General features: G+C 28.6%; 16 protein-coding genes. 5 read left to right on the forward strand and 11 right to left on the reverse strand.

The features are described 5' to 3' along the window. The first annotated feature begins 82 nt into the window (after positions 1-82). The 4 genes from rpmB to AVBRAN_RS11070 all read left to right on the forward strand — a co-directional run bounded on the left by rpmB (position 83) and on the right by AVBRAN_RS11070 (position 2,818). Positions 83-277 carry a 50S ribosomal protein L28 gene (rpmB, locus tag AVBRAN_RS08955; RefSeq protein ID WP_214117022.1) on the forward strand — a complete coding sequence of 65 codons (195 nt, stop codon included), beginning with the start codon at positions 83-85 and terminating at the stop codon, positions 275-277. 18 nt (positions 278-295) lie between these two features. Then, entirely contained in the window at positions 296-1,420 is a 1,125-nt protein-coding gene (locus AVBRAN_RS08960; protein ID WP_214117036.1) for a potassium channel protein, read from the forward strand. Between the two features lie 75 nt (positions 1,421-1,495). Next, a complete protein-coding gene (locus AVBRAN_RS08965) occupies positions 1,496-1,717 on the forward strand; it encodes a DUF465 domain-containing protein (RefSeq protein WP_214117038.1) in 222 nt (73 codons plus the stop codon). A 15-nt stretch (positions 1,718-1,732) separates the two neighbouring features. After that, positions 1,733-2,818, forward strand: a complete 1,086-nt coding sequence (locus AVBRAN_RS11070) for a methyl-accepting chemotaxis protein (RefSeq protein WP_214117048.1) — start codon at positions 1,733-1,735, stop codon at positions 2,816-2,818. A gap of 388 nt (positions 2,819-3,206) precedes the next feature. Here the strand turns inward: AVBRAN_RS11070 and AVBRAN_RS08980 are convergent, their stop codons facing one another. Next, complete coding sequence (locus AVBRAN_RS08980) at positions 3,207-8,483, reverse strand: hypothetical protein (protein ID WP_239803075.1); 5,277 nt, start codon at positions 8,481-8,483, stop codon at positions 3,207-3,209. 177 nt (positions 8,484-8,660) lie between these two features. On the opposite strand from AVBRAN_RS08980, the gene AVBRAN_RS08985 reads away from it, so the two are divergent. Then, positions 8,661-9,311: a DNA alkylation repair protein gene (locus AVBRAN_RS08985; protein ID WP_239803076.1), complete on the forward strand. Its 651-nt coding sequence runs from the start codon at positions 8,661-8,663 to the stop codon at positions 9,309-9,311. Here AVBRAN_RS08985 and AVBRAN_RS08990 read toward each other — a convergent pair whose 3' ends face one another. The 10 genes from AVBRAN_RS08990 to AVBRAN_RS09035 all read right to left on the reverse strand — a co-directional run bounded on the left by AVBRAN_RS08990 (position 9,312) and on the right by AVBRAN_RS09035 (position 16,070). Further along, on the reverse strand, positions 9,312-10,244 hold the full coding sequence (locus AVBRAN_RS08990; protein ID WP_239803077.1) for a hypothetical protein: 933 nt from the start codon (positions 10,242-10,244) through the stop codon (positions 9,312-9,314). It abuts the gene before it with no gap. Between the two features lie 48 nt (positions 10,245-10,292). Next, entirely contained in the window at positions 10,293-11,999 is a 1,707-nt protein-coding gene (locus AVBRAN_RS08995) for a M24 family metallopeptidase (protein WP_239803078.1), read from the reverse strand. A gap of 9 nt (positions 12,000-12,008) precedes the next feature. Next, positions 12,009-12,485: a cysteine permease gene (locus tag AVBRAN_RS09000; protein WP_214117762.1), complete on the reverse strand. Its 477-nt coding sequence runs from the start codon at positions 12,483-12,485 to the stop codon at positions 12,009-12,011. Between the two features lie 29 nt (positions 12,486-12,514). After that, a complete protein-coding gene (rplQ, locus tag AVBRAN_RS09005; RefSeq protein ID WP_214117763.1) occupies positions 12,515-12,865 on the reverse strand; it encodes a 50S ribosomal protein L17 in 351 nt (116 codons plus the stop codon). A gap of 3 nt (positions 12,866-12,868) precedes the next feature. Continuing rightward, the gene (locus AVBRAN_RS09010) at positions 12,869-13,870 is read right to left on the reverse strand and encodes a DNA-directed RNA polymerase subunit alpha (RefSeq protein WP_214117764.1); all 1,002 of its coding nucleotides are present in this window, start codon (positions 13,868-13,870) and stop codon (positions 12,869-12,871) included. Positions 13,871-13,883: 13 nt separating this feature from the next. Next, on the reverse strand, positions 13,884-14,510 hold the full coding sequence (gene rpsD / locus AVBRAN_RS09015) for a 30S ribosomal protein S4 (protein WP_214117765.1): 627 nt from the start codon (positions 14,508-14,510) through the stop codon (positions 13,884-13,886). A 29-nt stretch (positions 14,511-14,539) separates the two neighbouring features. Then, positions 14,540-14,932, reverse strand: a complete 393-nt coding sequence (gene rpsK, locus AVBRAN_RS09020) for a 30S ribosomal protein S11 (RefSeq protein ID WP_214117766.1) — start codon at positions 14,930-14,932, stop codon at positions 14,540-14,542. 9 nt (positions 14,933-14,941) lie between these two features. Further along, positions 14,942-15,307, reverse strand: coding sequence for a 30S ribosomal protein S13 (gene rpsM, locus AVBRAN_RS09025; RefSeq protein ID WP_214117767.1), 366 nt, complete (start codon positions 15,305-15,307; stop codon positions 14,942-14,944). A gap of 3 nt (positions 15,308-15,310) precedes the next feature. Continuing rightward, complete coding sequence (gene rpmJ / locus AVBRAN_RS09030; RefSeq protein ID WP_214117768.1) at positions 15,311-15,424, reverse strand: 50S ribosomal protein L36; 114 nt, start codon at positions 15,422-15,424, stop codon at positions 15,311-15,313. Positions 15,425-15,845: 421 nt separating this feature from the next. After that, positions 15,846-16,070 (reverse strand): hypothetical protein, encoded by a 225-nt coding sequence (locus AVBRAN_RS09035; RefSeq protein WP_214117769.1) that lies wholly within the window; start codon positions 16,068-16,070, stop codon positions 15,846-15,848.

The following is a 16,070-nucleotide window of genomic DNA, read 5'->3' on the forward strand; positions in this document are numbered from 1 at the left end:
ATTAAAACTTAAAAAAAAAATTAAGCTTAAGATGCTATGATTAATACTTTTATTTTTACAAGAACACAAAAAAGGATTTACGATGTCAAAATTTTGTCAATTAACAGGTAAAGGTCCTATGGTAGGAAATAATGTTAGCCACGCTAACAATAAAACAAAAAGAAGATTTTTACCTAATTTACGCACTATTCGCATTGATTTAGGCGATGGCACAACTAAAAAAATTAGAGTTGCAGCTTCAACATTACGCACACTAAAAAAAAGAAGAGCTAACTAATTTTTATAAAGAATTTTTATGAGCTTTTTTAAAAAGCTAGGCAAATTGCTCGGTTGGGCTGAAAGTGGAAAACCTGAAGTTGATATAAATACCGAGTTTTACGAACAATTAAAACCTTTTCGTCTCCCATTAATAGCAGTTGTTGTAATGATGCTATTTGGGGCGATTGGTTATATGCTTACTAGTAATTTTTCATTACTTGATGGGATTTATCAAGCAGGTATGACTTTTACAACTTTAGGTTATACTGAAGTAGCTACAATCACTCCTGCTGGTAGATTTTTTACGATTTGCTATGTATTATTAGGCTTTGTTACTTTTACTTTTTCAATAGGTATTGTGATTGAAGTTCTAAAAAAAGGCGAATTAACAAGAATTATTAAGGAAAAACGAATGCTATACAAAATAGCAAGATTAAAAAATCATTATGTTATATGTTATCACAACGAATTTACCCAAGAATTAGCAAAACAATTTAAACAAACATATACACCTTTTGTAGTAGTAGATGATATACCAGATTTTGAAAAAATTGCTGAAGCAAATAAATATCCATTCTATATTAAATGCCCACCACATAGTGATTTGGCATTTTTAAAAACACATTTATCAAGTGCGAAAGGAATTATTTCTCTTAGCCCAAATTCTGCTGATAATATAGCAATAATTGCTAGTGCTAGACTATATGAAAAAGATATAAAAAGAATTAGTCCTTATTCTATAATAACGATTTCAAATTCCGAACACGACGCAGCAAGACTTAAAAAGCTAGGAGCAAACACGGTTGTATTAGCTACGAAATTAGCAGCTCAAAGACTTAGCGTTGTAAGTGTAAGACCTGAAATGGAAAATCTATTAGAGCAATATTTATACACAAGAGACCAAAGTATTGATATTGAAGAAGTTAAAGTTCCTGATGAAAGTTGGGTTAGATTTAGAAGATTAAAAGATGTAGCTTTTAGACAATTAGCAAATGTTAGCGTAATCGGAATAAAAGATGCAAATAATAATTTTTTACCTATGCCAAAAGGTGATGCAATGATTGGAACGGGGACTAAATTATTGTTAATAGGAACTCCAGAAAGTATTAAAGAAGTTAAAAAAATTATTAAAAATAAGCAAACTCCTGAAAGTTTAAAATAAAATATAAATGTTATCTGTTTGTAATTTATTTTAGTTACCATATTAATACACATTACTAAAAATTAAGGAGAAGTTATGTTACACGAACATAGAGAGTTAATCACGAATTTAAAAGGTAAAGACGCACATTTTGATAAGCTTTTTGAAGCTCATAATGATTTAGACCATAAGATAAAAGATGCTGAAGAAGGTAGAATTCATTTAGATGATTTAGAAATAGCTAGAATGAAAAAGGAAAAATTAAAATTAAAAGATGATTTAAATAATTATTTAAATTCTATTAAAAATAAAGCTTGATGGGGGGGGGTATTTATGTTTTTTAACAAAGATAACACCCTCCAAAATGAATTGCAGGAAAAACTAAATAGAGCAATAGCAGAAAAAGAAAAGTTAGAAGCTGAAATTGCGAAATTAAAAAATGAAATTACTGCAAAGGCAAATAACGAAGAAGAAGATAAAATCAAATTCTCACTATTTGACATTATGGTAAAAGGTATGAAAGAAAGCGTTTCTTTTGTTCAAAAAGATATTGAGGGTGATTTATCAAGAGCTCAAGAAATAGAAACTCTTTCAGCAGATTGTGTAGATATGATAGTAAATCTTAAAAAAGTATCTGAAAGTATCATAACATCACTTGAAAAAATCACTGAATCATCAAGTAAATCTCGTGATACTGCACAAAATCTCCATAGAAGTGTTGATGAAATTACAAATGTAATTAATTTAATCAAAGATGTATCAGACCAAACCAATTTGCTAGCTTTAAATGCAGCTATTGAAGCAGCTCGTGCTGGTGAGCATGGTCGTGGTTTTGCTGTGGTTGCTGATGAAGTTAGAAAACTAGCAGAAAAAACCCAAAAAGCAACAGCTGAAGTAGAAATGAATATCAATTTATTAAAACAAAACGCTAATGAAATGTTTACGCAAAGCGAATCGGTAGAGCAAATATCACAAGATTCAAACGCACACATTGGAACATTTTCGGAGCAATTTGATAGATTATCGCATATATCAAAAGATATTAAATTTAATGCGAGTGCTATCAAATACGAAGTATTTACATCTTTAGTAAAACTTGACCATATCTTATTTAAAGCAAATGGATATGCAAATGCACTAAGTGAAAATCCAACAAAATTAAGCGACCATTTTAGTTGCCGTCTTGGTAAGTGGTATCAAAATGAAGGTAAAGAAATGTTCGGACATCTTCCTTTATATTCTAAAATTGATACTCCGCATAAAAATGTTCATGAAAGCATTAATCAAGCACTTGGATATATTGCAAGCAAGCAGTCTAATAGCAAAGAAATTGTTGAGCTTTATAAAGAAGCAGAAAAATCAAGTCTTGAATTATTTATGATTTTTAGACATTTATTAGGCGAATTTATTAAAAAATAATTCACTAATCTTATTAGGGTTTTAACCCTAATAAGCTTGTATATTTAAAAAATTTATACTTAATCTAATACTAAAATCAACTTTTATTTTTATTTAACAACCCTTTAAAATACCAATATAAAGCTAAAAATAACTTTTATAGTTATATCTACTCCTAGAAATTATCGGCAAAATATCTTAGTTTAAAATATACATTTTGACATAATTAGCAGAATTTAAAAATTGCTTACATAAAAAAATATCCAACCAACAAACTCAAAAATATATTAATTGAAAATATTTTAAAGCAATAAAATCTTTATTAGTTATATCAAATAAAAAAGAAAATAATTGTGATAGTAAAAATAAATTCTAATTCGTAATTGTTATTACGAATTAGAATTCTTCATTAGAATTTATAGCTAAAGCCTAAGCTACCTTTTAATTCTTTATCAGAATTTGTGTAAAGATTGCTTCCTAAATTGATATTAAAACTAGCATTAGGGTTGATTTTATAATCTACACCAAAATTTAAATTCACACTTGTATCGCCCTTTTTACCTTCAATGATATTTTCTTTAACTTCATCTATTAACAACATATCAGGCTTTTTAGTTAGTTCTTTGCTAAGTGCAACAGATAAAAATCCATCAAGGCTATCTAGCATAGAAACTCCACCTTCTAATTTAGCTGATAAAGTATGCTTTAATTGGCTATCCCCACTTATACTAAGACCATTTGTGCTAATTGCAGTCGGCTTATAAGAAGTCAAATCATATCTTAAACTTGGCTCAAAATAATATTTATCCCCAAATCTAACCCCACTTTCAAAACTAGCTGTATAAACATTGTGATTTTTATCAGCTTTAATTCCTAATTTATCTGCCTCATAAGAGCTTGATATATTGTGGTAAAAAGCATTAGCACCTATAAACACTCCATTATTAAATACATTCATAGCATATAAACCAATGCCTTTTGAATCGCTATTAGCATTTACATTTCCTTTAGTTTCAGCCGTTCCAAAACTAGCAGCCACACCTAAAGTTAAATTAGAATTGCTAAGTTCATTTGTCTTATCAGCACCAACATTAAAATTCTTATAACGAATTGAACTATATTCGTATTTGTTATATCCCATTTGATTATCTAGCCAAAATCCATTACCTACTTTTTGATTTTTTACCAATCTTAATCTATTGTTTAATGTATTGTTTTTAGTATTTGCTATGTAATCAGGGCTTGTTAGAATGAAATTAGCCGTCCCAACAGCGTCTTTATCAAAATCTATTAAATCAAACATATCGCCTAAAACAACTTCTAAACTAGAAGTATTAACATTATTGCTATTAGCACCATTTGCTATATTGCCTAAATCTTGACCCGAAATAACACTATCAACATTACTCTCATCTATTAAATCATCGCCTTTAATACCAATGCTCCAAATAGCATTTCCTTTAGCATTAGGATTAAAATGCGTAAATCTATCGGCTAATTCATAATTTGCCACTTTTGTTTGATAAGTTACTTTAAAAAAGTCCTTGCTAATTCCTGATTGAGAATTTGCATCACTTCTTTGTGAATTAGTAGTGTTATTAACTATTGCTATAGGGATAAAACCTTCTTTATCTTTTAGCATAGTAAGGTTTGTATTCGCAAGTTGTATTGTATTGTTAGCACCACTTATAGCTTCTCTTACTATTATAGCTCCACTATAAATATCGTGGAATGAAGTATCAATTCCACCACCATAAATATAAAACTTAGAATTATTAGCTACTAAAGTATTTACTGCTACTTGACCTTTTATATGAGTATTTGTTGTATCTAGCTTATCAACCCTTACGCCGCCATTTAATTCTGATTGTTTCGTAGTGTAAGTTCCGCTATCTTTTTGTATATTAGCATCATATACATTACTTGAGCTATCATCTTTGCCTAAAAGCTTAGAATTAATAGTAGAGTTTGCAATATTTACTAAATTAGAATTGATATTTGATGAGTTGATAGTAGAGTTTGTAATGCGTGCGGAATTTGATTTGATATTTTCTGCTGTAACATTTAAATCTTTTATATTTAAATCCTTAGTAATATCAACTTGATTTGCCGTAATTACATTACCTTTTTCCATAGATTTACTTGTATCAAGGCTAAAGATTGCATCAGTAGCACTAACTTTACCACTGAACTGATTTCCTTGATTAGCATATAAAGTTTTACCTACATTTAAATCTTTTTCAAATGTTGTATTATCTACGCTTACATCATTTGTAGTAGTTGTTATTCCACCAAATTTACCCCCACTACCTTTAATATCACTCAATTCAACATCGTTTGTATAAACAACTTTATTACTGATTAAGTCCCCATTACCTGTTATTTTTGATGAAATCGTCCCATCAACTATCTCAATAATACCTTCATTTTTAATATCGCCTGTGATTTGAGATTTGCCATTAAGTGCTAGGTAAGTAGTATCATCAAGTAATGTTAAATTATTTGCCGAACTTCCCTCATCAAGAGTAATTTTTGCATTATTTTTTAAAGTCAAATCATTAAAATAACTAGCTTTAATATCTGACTTACAATTTGTATTATCCTTACAATCAATTGTAGTAGCTCCATTAAATTTTGTATTAAGTGCGTTAAGATTGCTTACTACAACTTCGCCATCAAATATAGATTTACTCGTATTAATAGTGCTAGCATTAACTTTTGAATCTTTAGAGAATGTAGTATCTAAAACTGCTTCAATTGTATTGGCATTAACTATAGAATTAAATCTAGAATTATTAGACTTTAAAGTATCTTTTACATTAACTTCTTTATTAAATACTGATTTTTCTGAAGTTATATTATTTGCCGATACAAAACCATTAAAAGTTGAGCCGCCATTTGCAATTATGCTATCAGTTGCAGTGGTTGTGCCGTTAAATACTGAACCGCTATTTGCCGTGATAAAATCTGATTTTATATCTTTTTCAAATGTAGCTTTATCATTTGCTGTTAGTTTGTGTGCTGTAAATGTATCGCTTATGGTTACATTTGTAACGCTTAATTCATTAAACTTACTATTATTAAGACTTGAAGTGCAGTCAGTATTTTTACAATTAATATCCACTAAACCTTGAAAATTAGTGCTATTAGCCGTTAATTTCTCTACATTTACTTTAGATGTAGCACTAAAAACACTATTAGCATCAGTAGTTAAACTAGAAGTATTTACTAAAGCTTTAAAGGTTGAGCCTGTAGAGTTTATAGAATTACTTGCATTTACACTACCGCTAAAAATTGAATTAGTAGAAGTGATTGTATTTGCTGTAACATTTGCAAAGCTTGAATTATTTTTAGCTGTTAGAGTAGCTGTATCAATTGCATTAGCAAATGTTGAACTATCAGCTGTAATTGAATTATTCTTAACTATGCTTCCATTAAATGTAGAACCTACTGCATTAATATCTGTTGCATTTATTGTACTCGTGGTATCAAATATAGAATTTGAATTAGCATTTAATGTAGCTGTATTTACTATAGCTTTAAATGTTGTATCACTTGAAGTGATTGAATTACTTGCTGTTATAGTGTTATTAAATATAGAATTTTTAGAACTTTCTAAATCTTTTGTATTTACCAACCCATCAAATGTAGCACCATTTGAAGTAATTTTGTTAGTTGCATTTACATTCCCTACAAATTTTGAGCCACTATTAGCAGTTATACTATCAGTTGCAGTGGTTGTGCCGTTAAACACTGAATTAGTAGAAGTGATTGTATTTGCACTTACATTTTTTGCAAAGCTTGAATTGTTTGTAGCTGTTAGAGTAGCTGTATCAATTGCATTAGCAAAAATTGAGCTATCAGCTGTGATTGAATTGTTTTTAACTATGCTTCCATTAAATGTAGCACCTGTTGCTTTAATATCTGTTGCTGTTACATTACTATTTGCACCAAATGTAGAGCCTTTTTGAGCGTCTAAGAAGGCTGTTTTTACTTCTTTTTCAAATGTAGCACCATTTGAAGTAATTTTATTAGTTGCATTTACATTCCCTACAAATTTTGAGCCACTATTAGCAGTTATACTATCAGTTGCAGTGGTTGTGCCGTTAAACACTGAATTAGTAGAAGTGATTGTATTTGCACTTACATTTTTTGCGAATGTTGTATCACTTGAAGTTATAGAATTTGAAATAATTATATTGTTATTAAATTTAGAGTTATTAGAACTTTCTAAATCTTTTGCTGTAACTTCTCCATCAAATGTAGCACCATTTGAAGTAATTTTATTAGTTGCTGTAGTAGTTCCTACAAATTTTGAGCCACTATTAGCAGTTATGCTGTCATTAGCCTTTGTATTCCCATTAAATATAGAACCATTTTCAGCAATAATAGTGCCTGAAGTTATACTGCCGTTTAAATTCGCACCATTTGTTGCCTTTAACTCATTAGTTACATTAATATCTGCACCTATTGTAGAAGTTCCTATTTCTGCATTAGTTGCTGTAAGTTTGTTTGTATTATCTATTTTAGAATTTTTTATATCCAATTTTGTTTTTGCATTAATATTTGCATTATTTGAAGTTGTAATATTATTAAGAGTAACATTTTGAGCTATTATATTGTTATCTTTATTTAATCCGCTATTTTCAATATTTACTTTATCTAAAGTAACATTTGCAAGATTGGTAGCTCCCGTTGCCCCACCTATACTAACATCTTTGAATATTCCACCAATAATTGTTAAAGAACCATTTTTATCGCTTTTACTATTAGCATTTATAGATTGATTAGTAAGATTTGTATCGGTAATTATAACATTTGCACCATCTTTTATAACAATCTTATGTGAAGTTGGAGTGGAAGTCGTTTTTGATAAATCCATATTATTAATATTAATTTTATTATCCAAAACTATATTACCACTAACATTTATATTATTAGTATTATCTAACACTAAATTACTAAATATAACAGTTGTTCCCTCTATATTAACTTTTGATATATTACCTTGCAAATTACTAGAAGAATCTCCTATAGTAATACCACTACCCTCAGATTTTAATGTAACATTTGAACCATTCGTGCTATTATTTGTAACTTTTTTTATAGTAGAACCACCTTGCCAATTATGAAAAGTTGAAGTTTCATCTATTTTTAATTCACCAACAATAGCATTGCGAAAAGTATTTGTAAAACTAGATTTATTAGATAACTCAAAAACATCAATATCCATTATTCCATTTTTTCTAATAATTGAATTATCTAATGATAAATTACCTATTTTAATCGCTTGTGTCCCATCAACAACATCTATTGTAGAATTATTTTTTAAAATCATATTATTTACTTTAAAAGAGTTGCTGTTAGCTGAACTTAAATTAAATTTTAACTTATCTCCTATAATAGTATCTACATCAGTTTTACTATTTGCACTGCTGCTTTTAAAAGTACTATTAACTAAATCAACTTTTCCAGTAGAAGTTAGACTTCCAGTAATATCAAGAGTTGCTCCATTACCAATAATATCTTGAGTTGTATTGTATGGAGTTTTAACTTCTATAGTTTTACCATCAATATTACAAGGGTTCTTGTCGTTACATACAGTGTTTAATTCTTCAGCGTGTAAATACCCCCCCCCGCTGATTGCTAAACAAGTTAATAAAGATAAACTTAGTTTATTTCTCATAATTATTCCTTGAATTAAAATCTTTTAATATTATCAAAATTTAACTTTAAATCTATGAAAATAATAAAAATTTGTAAATATTTGTTAATTAGTAATTTCTTTTTAAGTTTAGTTTTAGAATTTAAAATATAATCTTTAAATTCCAATTATTTATATTAGCATTTAAAAGGAGCTAGGTTGAAAGAGTATTTAACAAAATTTATTGATAACAATTATAAAGAATTTCATAAAAAATTAGTTTTTAGCAAATATGAAATTTTAGGAGTTCGCTCAAATATATTAAAAGACTACGCAAAAAAACTTCAAAAAGAAAATACCTTTGATGAATTTTTTAATAAGTTTTTAAAAGATGAGAAATTTTATGAATATCTACAAATAATTGCCTATGGGATTAATTATGAAAAAGACTTCTCAAAAGCACTAAAATACACTAAGCTTTATTTAGATTTCGTTGATAATTGGGCTAATTGTGATACTTTAGTGCCTAAAAGCTTTAAAAATCAAGATATAAAAGATTTTGCAAATGAATTAATTTGCGAAAACCACATATACAAAATTCGTTTTGGGATAATTTGTTATATGAAATTTATCGCTTATAAAGATGGGTTAAAAGCTATATTTAGTATAAAAAGTGATGAATATTATATAAATATGGCTAGAGCTTGGTATTTTCAAGTAGTTTTAGCTAAAGAATTTGAATTAGGCATTTCGTTTTTAAGCTCGCACAAATTAGACGCTAAAACACTTAAAATGACTTTACAAAAATGTAAAGATAGTTACCAAATTAGCCAAGAGAATAAAGCAAAACTAATGCAGATTTTAGTCTAATCAAGCCTTAGTTTTGTCTAAAAACTTAGCCACTTCGGTATTAGTTTTTAGCAATTCATCAATGCCTAAATGCTTAATCTCATCAGCCATTTTTAATAAATCTTTATGCTTTTTAATATCTTTATTTATATTATTGTAATCATCTTGCATAGCTAAAGCATATTTTAAAGCATCTTTGCTTAGCCTTGTTGTCCCACTATCACTTGCAAATGGATTTATGCTTTGTAAAAATCCTATGAATTTCTTTTCTTTTTCATTATACATAGAAAAATCAGGGCTAAAAGCAAGTTCTTTATCAACGCTAATATTTTTTGGCTCGAAACTAAGCTCTATTACGCTAAAGCCATCTGCTTTTATGCTTTTAGCATATTCTAATTCTTCGTTATTTTTATAAATATTCGTGATTTTGTATTTGCTAATATCATTTATATAATCAAAGCTAACCTTGCTATAACCAAAATCTATGCTAATGCCACTTGGATAATCTTGATTGTTGTGAGTAATTTGCGTAAATAAATCATAATAATGCTTAATAGTATCGGCTAAATCAATATTGCTAAATGTCTTGCCCGAATCTTTCATCACCGAATATACATTCATTTTTTCATTAAATCTAACTATTTCTTTTAGTGTGCTTGAGTGGATTTTAAAATCATCTGGTAACCCTGAAGCCTTGTTAAAATCAGCACCCATAAAGCCATCATTATCTACGCTATAGCCAAACTGAATGCTAGATTTTGCTTTATTTAATTCGTTTTTATAATCAAGCTCATTTTTTATACTATTATTTAAAGTGCTTAGTAAAGTTGGCGTATTATTTGATATAGTTTTTGTCGTAACTTTGGCTAATTCATTTGTAAAAAACTCAGATGATATTTGTTTGCTTTTTTTGATTTTAGTATCATTAAATAATGCAATATTTTCTACTTTCATTAAAACTCCTTTAATTATTTGTTTAATAGCAAATAATATTCCTAAAGTTTAGTTTAATGCTCTCGTTTTAAATTCCAAAAACTGCTTTAACTCATCATCTAAAAATACACTTATGGTATCAAAAACCCTTTTATGATAATCATTTAACCAATTAATCTCATCTTGATTTAATAATTTTTTATCAATCAAATCAAGCTCAAAAGGATAAAGCGTAACTATATCAAAGCTCAAAAAATCTCCGTATTCACTGCTAAAACAATGCTTACTAATTGCTAAATTCTCAAGTCTAATTCCGTATTTGTTATTATGATACAAACCTGGCTCAATTGATGTTAGCATACCCCTTTTTAATTTAGTATGTTCGCTAATATTAGCATTTAACGATAAAACTTGTGGCCCTTCATGAACATTTAAAAAATACCCTACCCCATGCCCTGTGCCGTGCAAATAATCAAATCCGTATTGCCATAATTCTTTTCTTGCAATACTATCTAATAAAGGCATTTTTATATTTTCAGGTGCTATGGTTTTTGATATTGCGATATGTGCTTTTAAAACCAAAGTATAATCTCTAATTTGCTCTAAACTTGCGTTTTTTATCTTAAAAACTCTCGTAATATCAGTAGTGCCGCACTCATATTGAGCTCCACTATCAAGTAATAATAAGCCTGATTTATTAAGTAATTTTGAAGTTTTTGCGTTTGCTTTATAATGAATTATTGCGGCGTTTTCATTAAATGCTGCGATAGTATCAAAAGAATTGCTGATAAAATACTCATTTTCTTGTCTAAATTGCGTTAGAACTTCATCAATTTTTAGCTCATCAACCAAGTCTAAATTAGTATTTTCTAAGTAATAATTAAACTTAGTTAATGCAATAGCATCAATTATATGAGCTTGTTTTATGTGCTTTATTTCTATATCATTTTTACAAGCTTTATGTATGGTGCTAGGCAAGATTTCATTTATTAAATTTGCATTTATTAAGCTAATAATTTTTGCATTTGTATTGGCAAAATCACACAATACATTACCACTTAAACTAGATAAATCCGAATAAAACTCATCATAATTTTTATAAATTATATTTAAATCTTTTTGAATATTTTTAAGCTTTGTTGGCTCTATATAACAAATCGCATTAGTTTGTGAAATTATCATATAGCTTAAAAATACTGGGTTAAATTCCACATCTTTTCCACGATAATTTGTAAGATAAGCTATATCGCTAAGGCTTGAGATTACGCAATAATCAATGTTTTTACTTTTTAATTCATCTTGGACTTTTTTTATTTTATTAGCACTTAAATCACTTATGAATTTTTCGTTTTGTTTATAGATTGGCTCTTGTTGGAGTTGTTTATCGTAAAAATCTTTATAAAAATTATCATAATCTATTATATTAACAAGGTTTTTTAGCTTTTCATAATTATTTTGAGATATGGTTTTTAAATCAATTAAAGCCTTTTTAGTGCTTAGATTGTTTTTAATATAGTCTATATAATCAGGACTTTTGATTAATCTAATGCTATCTTTTAACTCATTTTCAGCTTGTAAAAAATATCTACCATCAGTAAATAAAATTGCATCATCAAGGCTAATTAAAAGCGAACCAGCAGAACCGCTAAATCCACTTATAAATTCTCTAAGTTTAAAATACTCAGGAATATACTCACTCAAGTGATAATCAGCCGTTAGTATTAAAGCAAAATCAGCATTATTGATTTTTAAAATATCTCTTATTTTCGTAAGCATTTTATCTCCTTAGTAATATCCTAAACATAAAGTATTTGTGAGTTTGATTTTTTTCTCAAAAGGCTCGGGTGCAAAATAACAACATTTTTCTATATAAATATGAGAATTTAAAGGTATTTTTAACTTTGTAAAAAAATCATTTAAATCAATAAATTTTATTCCTGCAATCTCTACTAATTTTATTACATTTAAAAGATTTGAATTATTATTTGGATTTAAATGTGATGGCGCTAGATTACTCATAGAACAAAATGCACTAGCTAATACTAATCCACTTAAATTAGAGCATTTAGGGATTAAATTCTCATATTTTTTAGCTATTGTATTTTTATCTAAAAATACAATTCTAGAATTTGGATATTGTGCGTATTTTATATTTTTCCAAAATTTATAAGCATTTTGAGAAATATCAGCTAGGGTAAAAAGTTCTTTGTTTAATATATAGTTTTCTAAAGTTTGATTATTTGGGAGTGTTATTTTATTCATAATATTTTGAGTGCCGAAGCACTCAATTATTATACTAGCTCAATATAAGCTAAAGTAGCCGCATCACCACGGCGAGTTCTTGTTTTAATAATTCTTGTATAGCCACCATTTCTTTCTTTGTAATTTGGAGCTATTTCATTTACTAATTTATTTGTGCATTCTTTGTCTTGTAAAGCTGCAAATACTGCTCTATGAGCGTTAAAATCTCCAACTCTTGCACGAGTGATTAGTTTTTCAATGTATGATCTTAATTCTTTAGCTTTTTCTAAAGTTGTTTCAATCTTACCATTTTTGATAATTGCAATGCTTAAATTCTTTAGTAAAGCTGCACGATGAGTGCTAGTACGACCTAGCTTTCTATATCCATGTCCGTGTCTCATTTATTATCCTTTAATTTCTTTTATTTTTTCAATAAGTTTATCTTTATAAGCATCTACAGAATTTGAACCTATCGGATAGCCTATTTCTTTCATAGCAGTAGTAATTTCATCCACTGATTTTTTACCAACATTTTTTAAATTATTTACATCGCTTTCACTCATTAAAGCTAATTCGCCTATAAATTCAATGCCAGCTTTTTCTAAACCATTATTACTTCTTACGCTTAAACCAAGTTCCTTAACGCTTTTTAATAAAGGAGATAAATCAATTTCTTCAGTTGTTTCTTCCCCTATTAATCTAGGACTTGTAGTTGCAATTTTATTAAATACCATCATTTGTTGATACATAGCATCTAAAGCATTTTTAAACGCATCTTCAGGTGTAATTTGACCATCAGTTGTTATTTCAAATACAATTTTTTCATAATCAGGATTATCTTCGTGTAATACCTTTTCTATTGAATAATTTGCATTTCTAACTGGTGTAAAAAACGCATCAAGAGCTATAAAACTACTATCAGTTTTTTCTCTTAAATCTTCGCTTGCTACATAGCCAATACCTTTTTCAATAATTAATGTGAAGTCTAATTCAGTGTCTTCATTTATAGTAGCAATGTAGTTATCAGGATTTACAACTTCAATTACATTATTAGCTAAATCACTACCTTTAATTTCTCTTGGCCCTTTAAAGCTAAAGCTTACTTCTTCTCTTTTACTATCTTCGTTTTTAATTTTAAAACGCATATTTTTAATATTAATAATAAATAAAGAAATATCTTCTACCATACCTCTTTTGCTATCAAATTCATGGCTTACTCCATCAATTTTAATAGCAGTTGCTGCATAGCCAATTGCACTAAGGCGTAAAAGCCTGTGCAGTGGATGTGCTAATGTAATGCCAAAACCAATTTCAAAAGGCCAAGCACTAATGCGTGCTTTATTTTCGCCGATATTTTCAATAGTAAAATCATTTGGCATATGAGCTGTTGTAACTACTTTTCTCATTTGCTACTCCTTATTACTTAGAGTATAGCTCTACTATGAATCTTTCCTCAACAGGAATGACAACTTCTTCTCTCTCAGGTTTTCTTGTGAAAATTCCATATTTTTTATCTTTTTCAACATCAACCCACTCAACAATACCTGTTTGATTTGTAAGCTCAACTGCTCTTACTATTTGAGGATTGTTTTTGCTTTTTTCTACAACTTCAATTTTAGCGCCTGGTAATACTCTATAACTTGGAACATCTACTCTTTTACCATTTACTAAAATATGTCCGTGAGTTACAAGTTGTCTTGCAAAACGGCGAGTTGTAGCAAAACCCATTCTATAAACAACATTATCAAGTCTTTGTTCTAAGAATTGAATTAAAATAGAACCTGTATTTCCATCTTTTCTAGCAGCTTCTTGGAATAATTTTCTAAATTGCTTTTCACTTACACCATACATAAATTTAGCTTTTTGCTTTTCTCTTAATTGTAAGCCGTATTCGCTAATTTTACCTCTTCTTTGACCATGCTGACCTGGTGCATAAGGTCTTTTATCTAAAGCACTCTTACCAGCTAGTCTTCTTTCACCCTTCATTGCAAGGCTAACGCCTAATCTTCTTTCAATTTTCTCTACTGGTCCAGTATATCTTGCCATACTATTTCTCCTATATTCCTATACTTATATTATACACGACGGCGTTTTGGTGGTCTGCAACCATTATGTGCTAATGGTGTAATATCTTTTAAGAAAGTAACTTTAATACCTTCAACTGCACCAACACTCTTAACAGCAGTTTCTCTACCGCTACCAGGACCTTGAACACGAATACCAACTTCTTTAATTCCGTGTTCTTTAGCTTTATTTAAAGCATCTTCAACCGCTTGTTGAGCAGCAAATGGAGTTGATTTTTTAGAACCTTTAAATCCTAAACCACCTGCACTACTCCATGCAATTGCATTTCCCATTTCATCTGTAACTGTTACCATTGTATTGTTAAAAGTTGCACTAATATATACTACACCTTTAGCAATATTCTTTTTAACTACTTTTTTCTTAACTACTTTTCTCTTAGCCATTATCTATCCTTACGCTTTTGCACCAACGGTTTTTCTCTTACCTTTGCGAGTTCTAGCATTTGTTTTAGTTTTTTGACCACGCACTGGTAAACCTTTTCTATGTCTTAAACCACGATATGAACCTAAATCCATTAAAGCTTTAATGTCCATAGCAACTTGTTTTCTTAAATCACCCTCAACTAAATAATGTTCTTGGATTTCTTTACGAATATTTGCTGCTTCATCTTCGCTTAATTCATATACACGCTTGTTTGGATCTATTCCAACTGCTGCTAAAATTTTGCGTGAAGTAAATAAACCTATACCATAGATATAAGTTAAGCCATATTCAATTCTTTTTTTCTTTGGTAAATCAACACCTGCAATACGAGCCATACCTTATCCTTGTCTTTGTTTGTGTTTTGGATTTTCGCAAATAATACGAACAACGCCTTTTCTCATAACGACTTTACATTTGTCGCACATTTTCTTAACAGATGGTCTTACTTTCATCTTGTCTCCTAAAAAATAATTTGCTTTCCACTTTTTTACAATCTGCATTTTTAGGTATCACGAATTACCAACTAATATTTAAATGGTGGAAAATTCACTCAAATATTACTTCTTCACACAGATAAATTGCAAAAGTGCTAATATTATCAAAACAAAATTAATATAGGTTTAAATATTAAATTTATTTGTCTTTGATAATTCTAAAAATTTCTTAGCAATCTAATCTCAAACTATTATTTAAGAATTAATTTATAGATTTTACTTTTTTAATTCATAAAGTTTTAGATAACTTTTAAAGTATGTGAAATATCCCAATATAAATGAAGTTTAAAAATCCTAGATAAAAATAAAATAGAACATATAATAAAAATTATTTAGCACCATTTAAAGTGCTAAATTATTTAAAAAATTGTAGTTTTAACTAAAAGAAAAAATAGCCAATAGCATATAAAACTGGATATAGTATGAATGCTCCAATAGTCATAGTTATCGCCATTTTAAAGCAACTTACTGGTCTAGCCATGTTTATTAATACATTTTTATCGGTTGCATTTGCATTATTTTCAAAAATCATTTTATGAAACGCTAGGCAAAACTCACCTTCTTTAAATTCTGAAACATTATTTATAACTTCTAAACTATTCAT

Source organism: Campylobacter sp. RM12651 (assembly GCF_022369475.1).
Classification (GTDB): Bacteria; Campylobacterota; Campylobacteria; order Campylobacterales; family Campylobacteraceae; genus Campylobacter_E.

Excerpts from the sequence above, each read along its gene's own strand:
- rpmB (WP_214117022.1), top strand. The coding sequence starts at position 83 with ATGTCAAAATTTTGTCAATTAACAGGTAAAGGTCCTATGGTAGGAAAT.
- AVBRAN_RS08960 (WP_214117036.1), top strand. The coding sequence starts at position 296 with ATGAGCTTTTTTAAAAAGCTAGGCAAATTGCTCGGTTGGGCTGAAAGT.
- AVBRAN_RS08965 (WP_214117038.1), top strand. The coding sequence starts at position 1,496 with ATGTTACACGAACATAGAGAGTTAATCACGAATTTAAAAGGTAAAGAC.
- AVBRAN_RS11070 (WP_214117048.1), top strand. The coding sequence starts at position 1,733 with ATGTTTTTTAACAAAGATAACACCCTCCAAAATGAATTGCAGGAAAAA.
- AVBRAN_RS08980 (WP_239803075.1), bottom strand. The coding sequence starts at position 8,483 with ATGAGAAATAAACTAAGTTTATCTTTATTAACTTGTTTAGCAATCAGC.
- AVBRAN_RS08990 (WP_239803077.1), bottom strand. The coding sequence starts at position 10,244 with ATGAAAGTAGAAAATATTGCATTATTTAATGATACTAAAATCAAAAAA.
- AVBRAN_RS08995 (WP_239803078.1), bottom strand. The coding sequence starts at position 11,999 with ATGCTTACGAAAATAAGAGATATTTTAAAAATCAATAATGCTGATTTT.
- AVBRAN_RS09000 (WP_214117762.1), bottom strand. The coding sequence starts at position 12,485 with ATGAATAAAATAACACTCCCAAATAATCAAACTTTAGAAAACTATATA.
- rplQ (WP_214117763.1), bottom strand. The coding sequence starts at position 12,865 with ATGAGACACGGACATGGATATAGAAAGCTAGGTCGTACTAGCACTCAT.
- AVBRAN_RS09010 (WP_214117764.1), bottom strand. The coding sequence starts at position 13,870 with ATGAGAAAAGTAGTTACAACAGCTCATATGCCAAATGATTTTACTATT.
- rpsD (WP_214117765.1), bottom strand. The coding sequence starts at position 14,510 with ATGGCAAGATATACTGGACCAGTAGAGAAAATTGAAAGAAGATTAGGC.
- rpsK (WP_214117766.1), bottom strand. The coding sequence starts at position 14,932 with ATGGCTAAGAGAAAAGTAGTTAAGAAAAAAGTAGTTAAAAAGAATATT.
- rpsM (WP_214117767.1), bottom strand. The coding sequence starts at position 15,307 with ATGGCTCGTATTGCAGGTGTTGATTTACCAAAGAAAAAAAGAATTGAA.
- rpmJ (WP_214117768.1), bottom strand. The coding sequence starts at position 15,424 with ATGAAAGTAAGACCATCTGTTAAGAAAATGTGCGACAAATGTAAAGTC.
- AVBRAN_RS09035 (WP_214117769.1), bottom strand. The coding sequence starts at position 16,070 with ATGAATAGTTTAGAAGTTATAAATAATGTTTCAGAATTTAAAGAAGGT.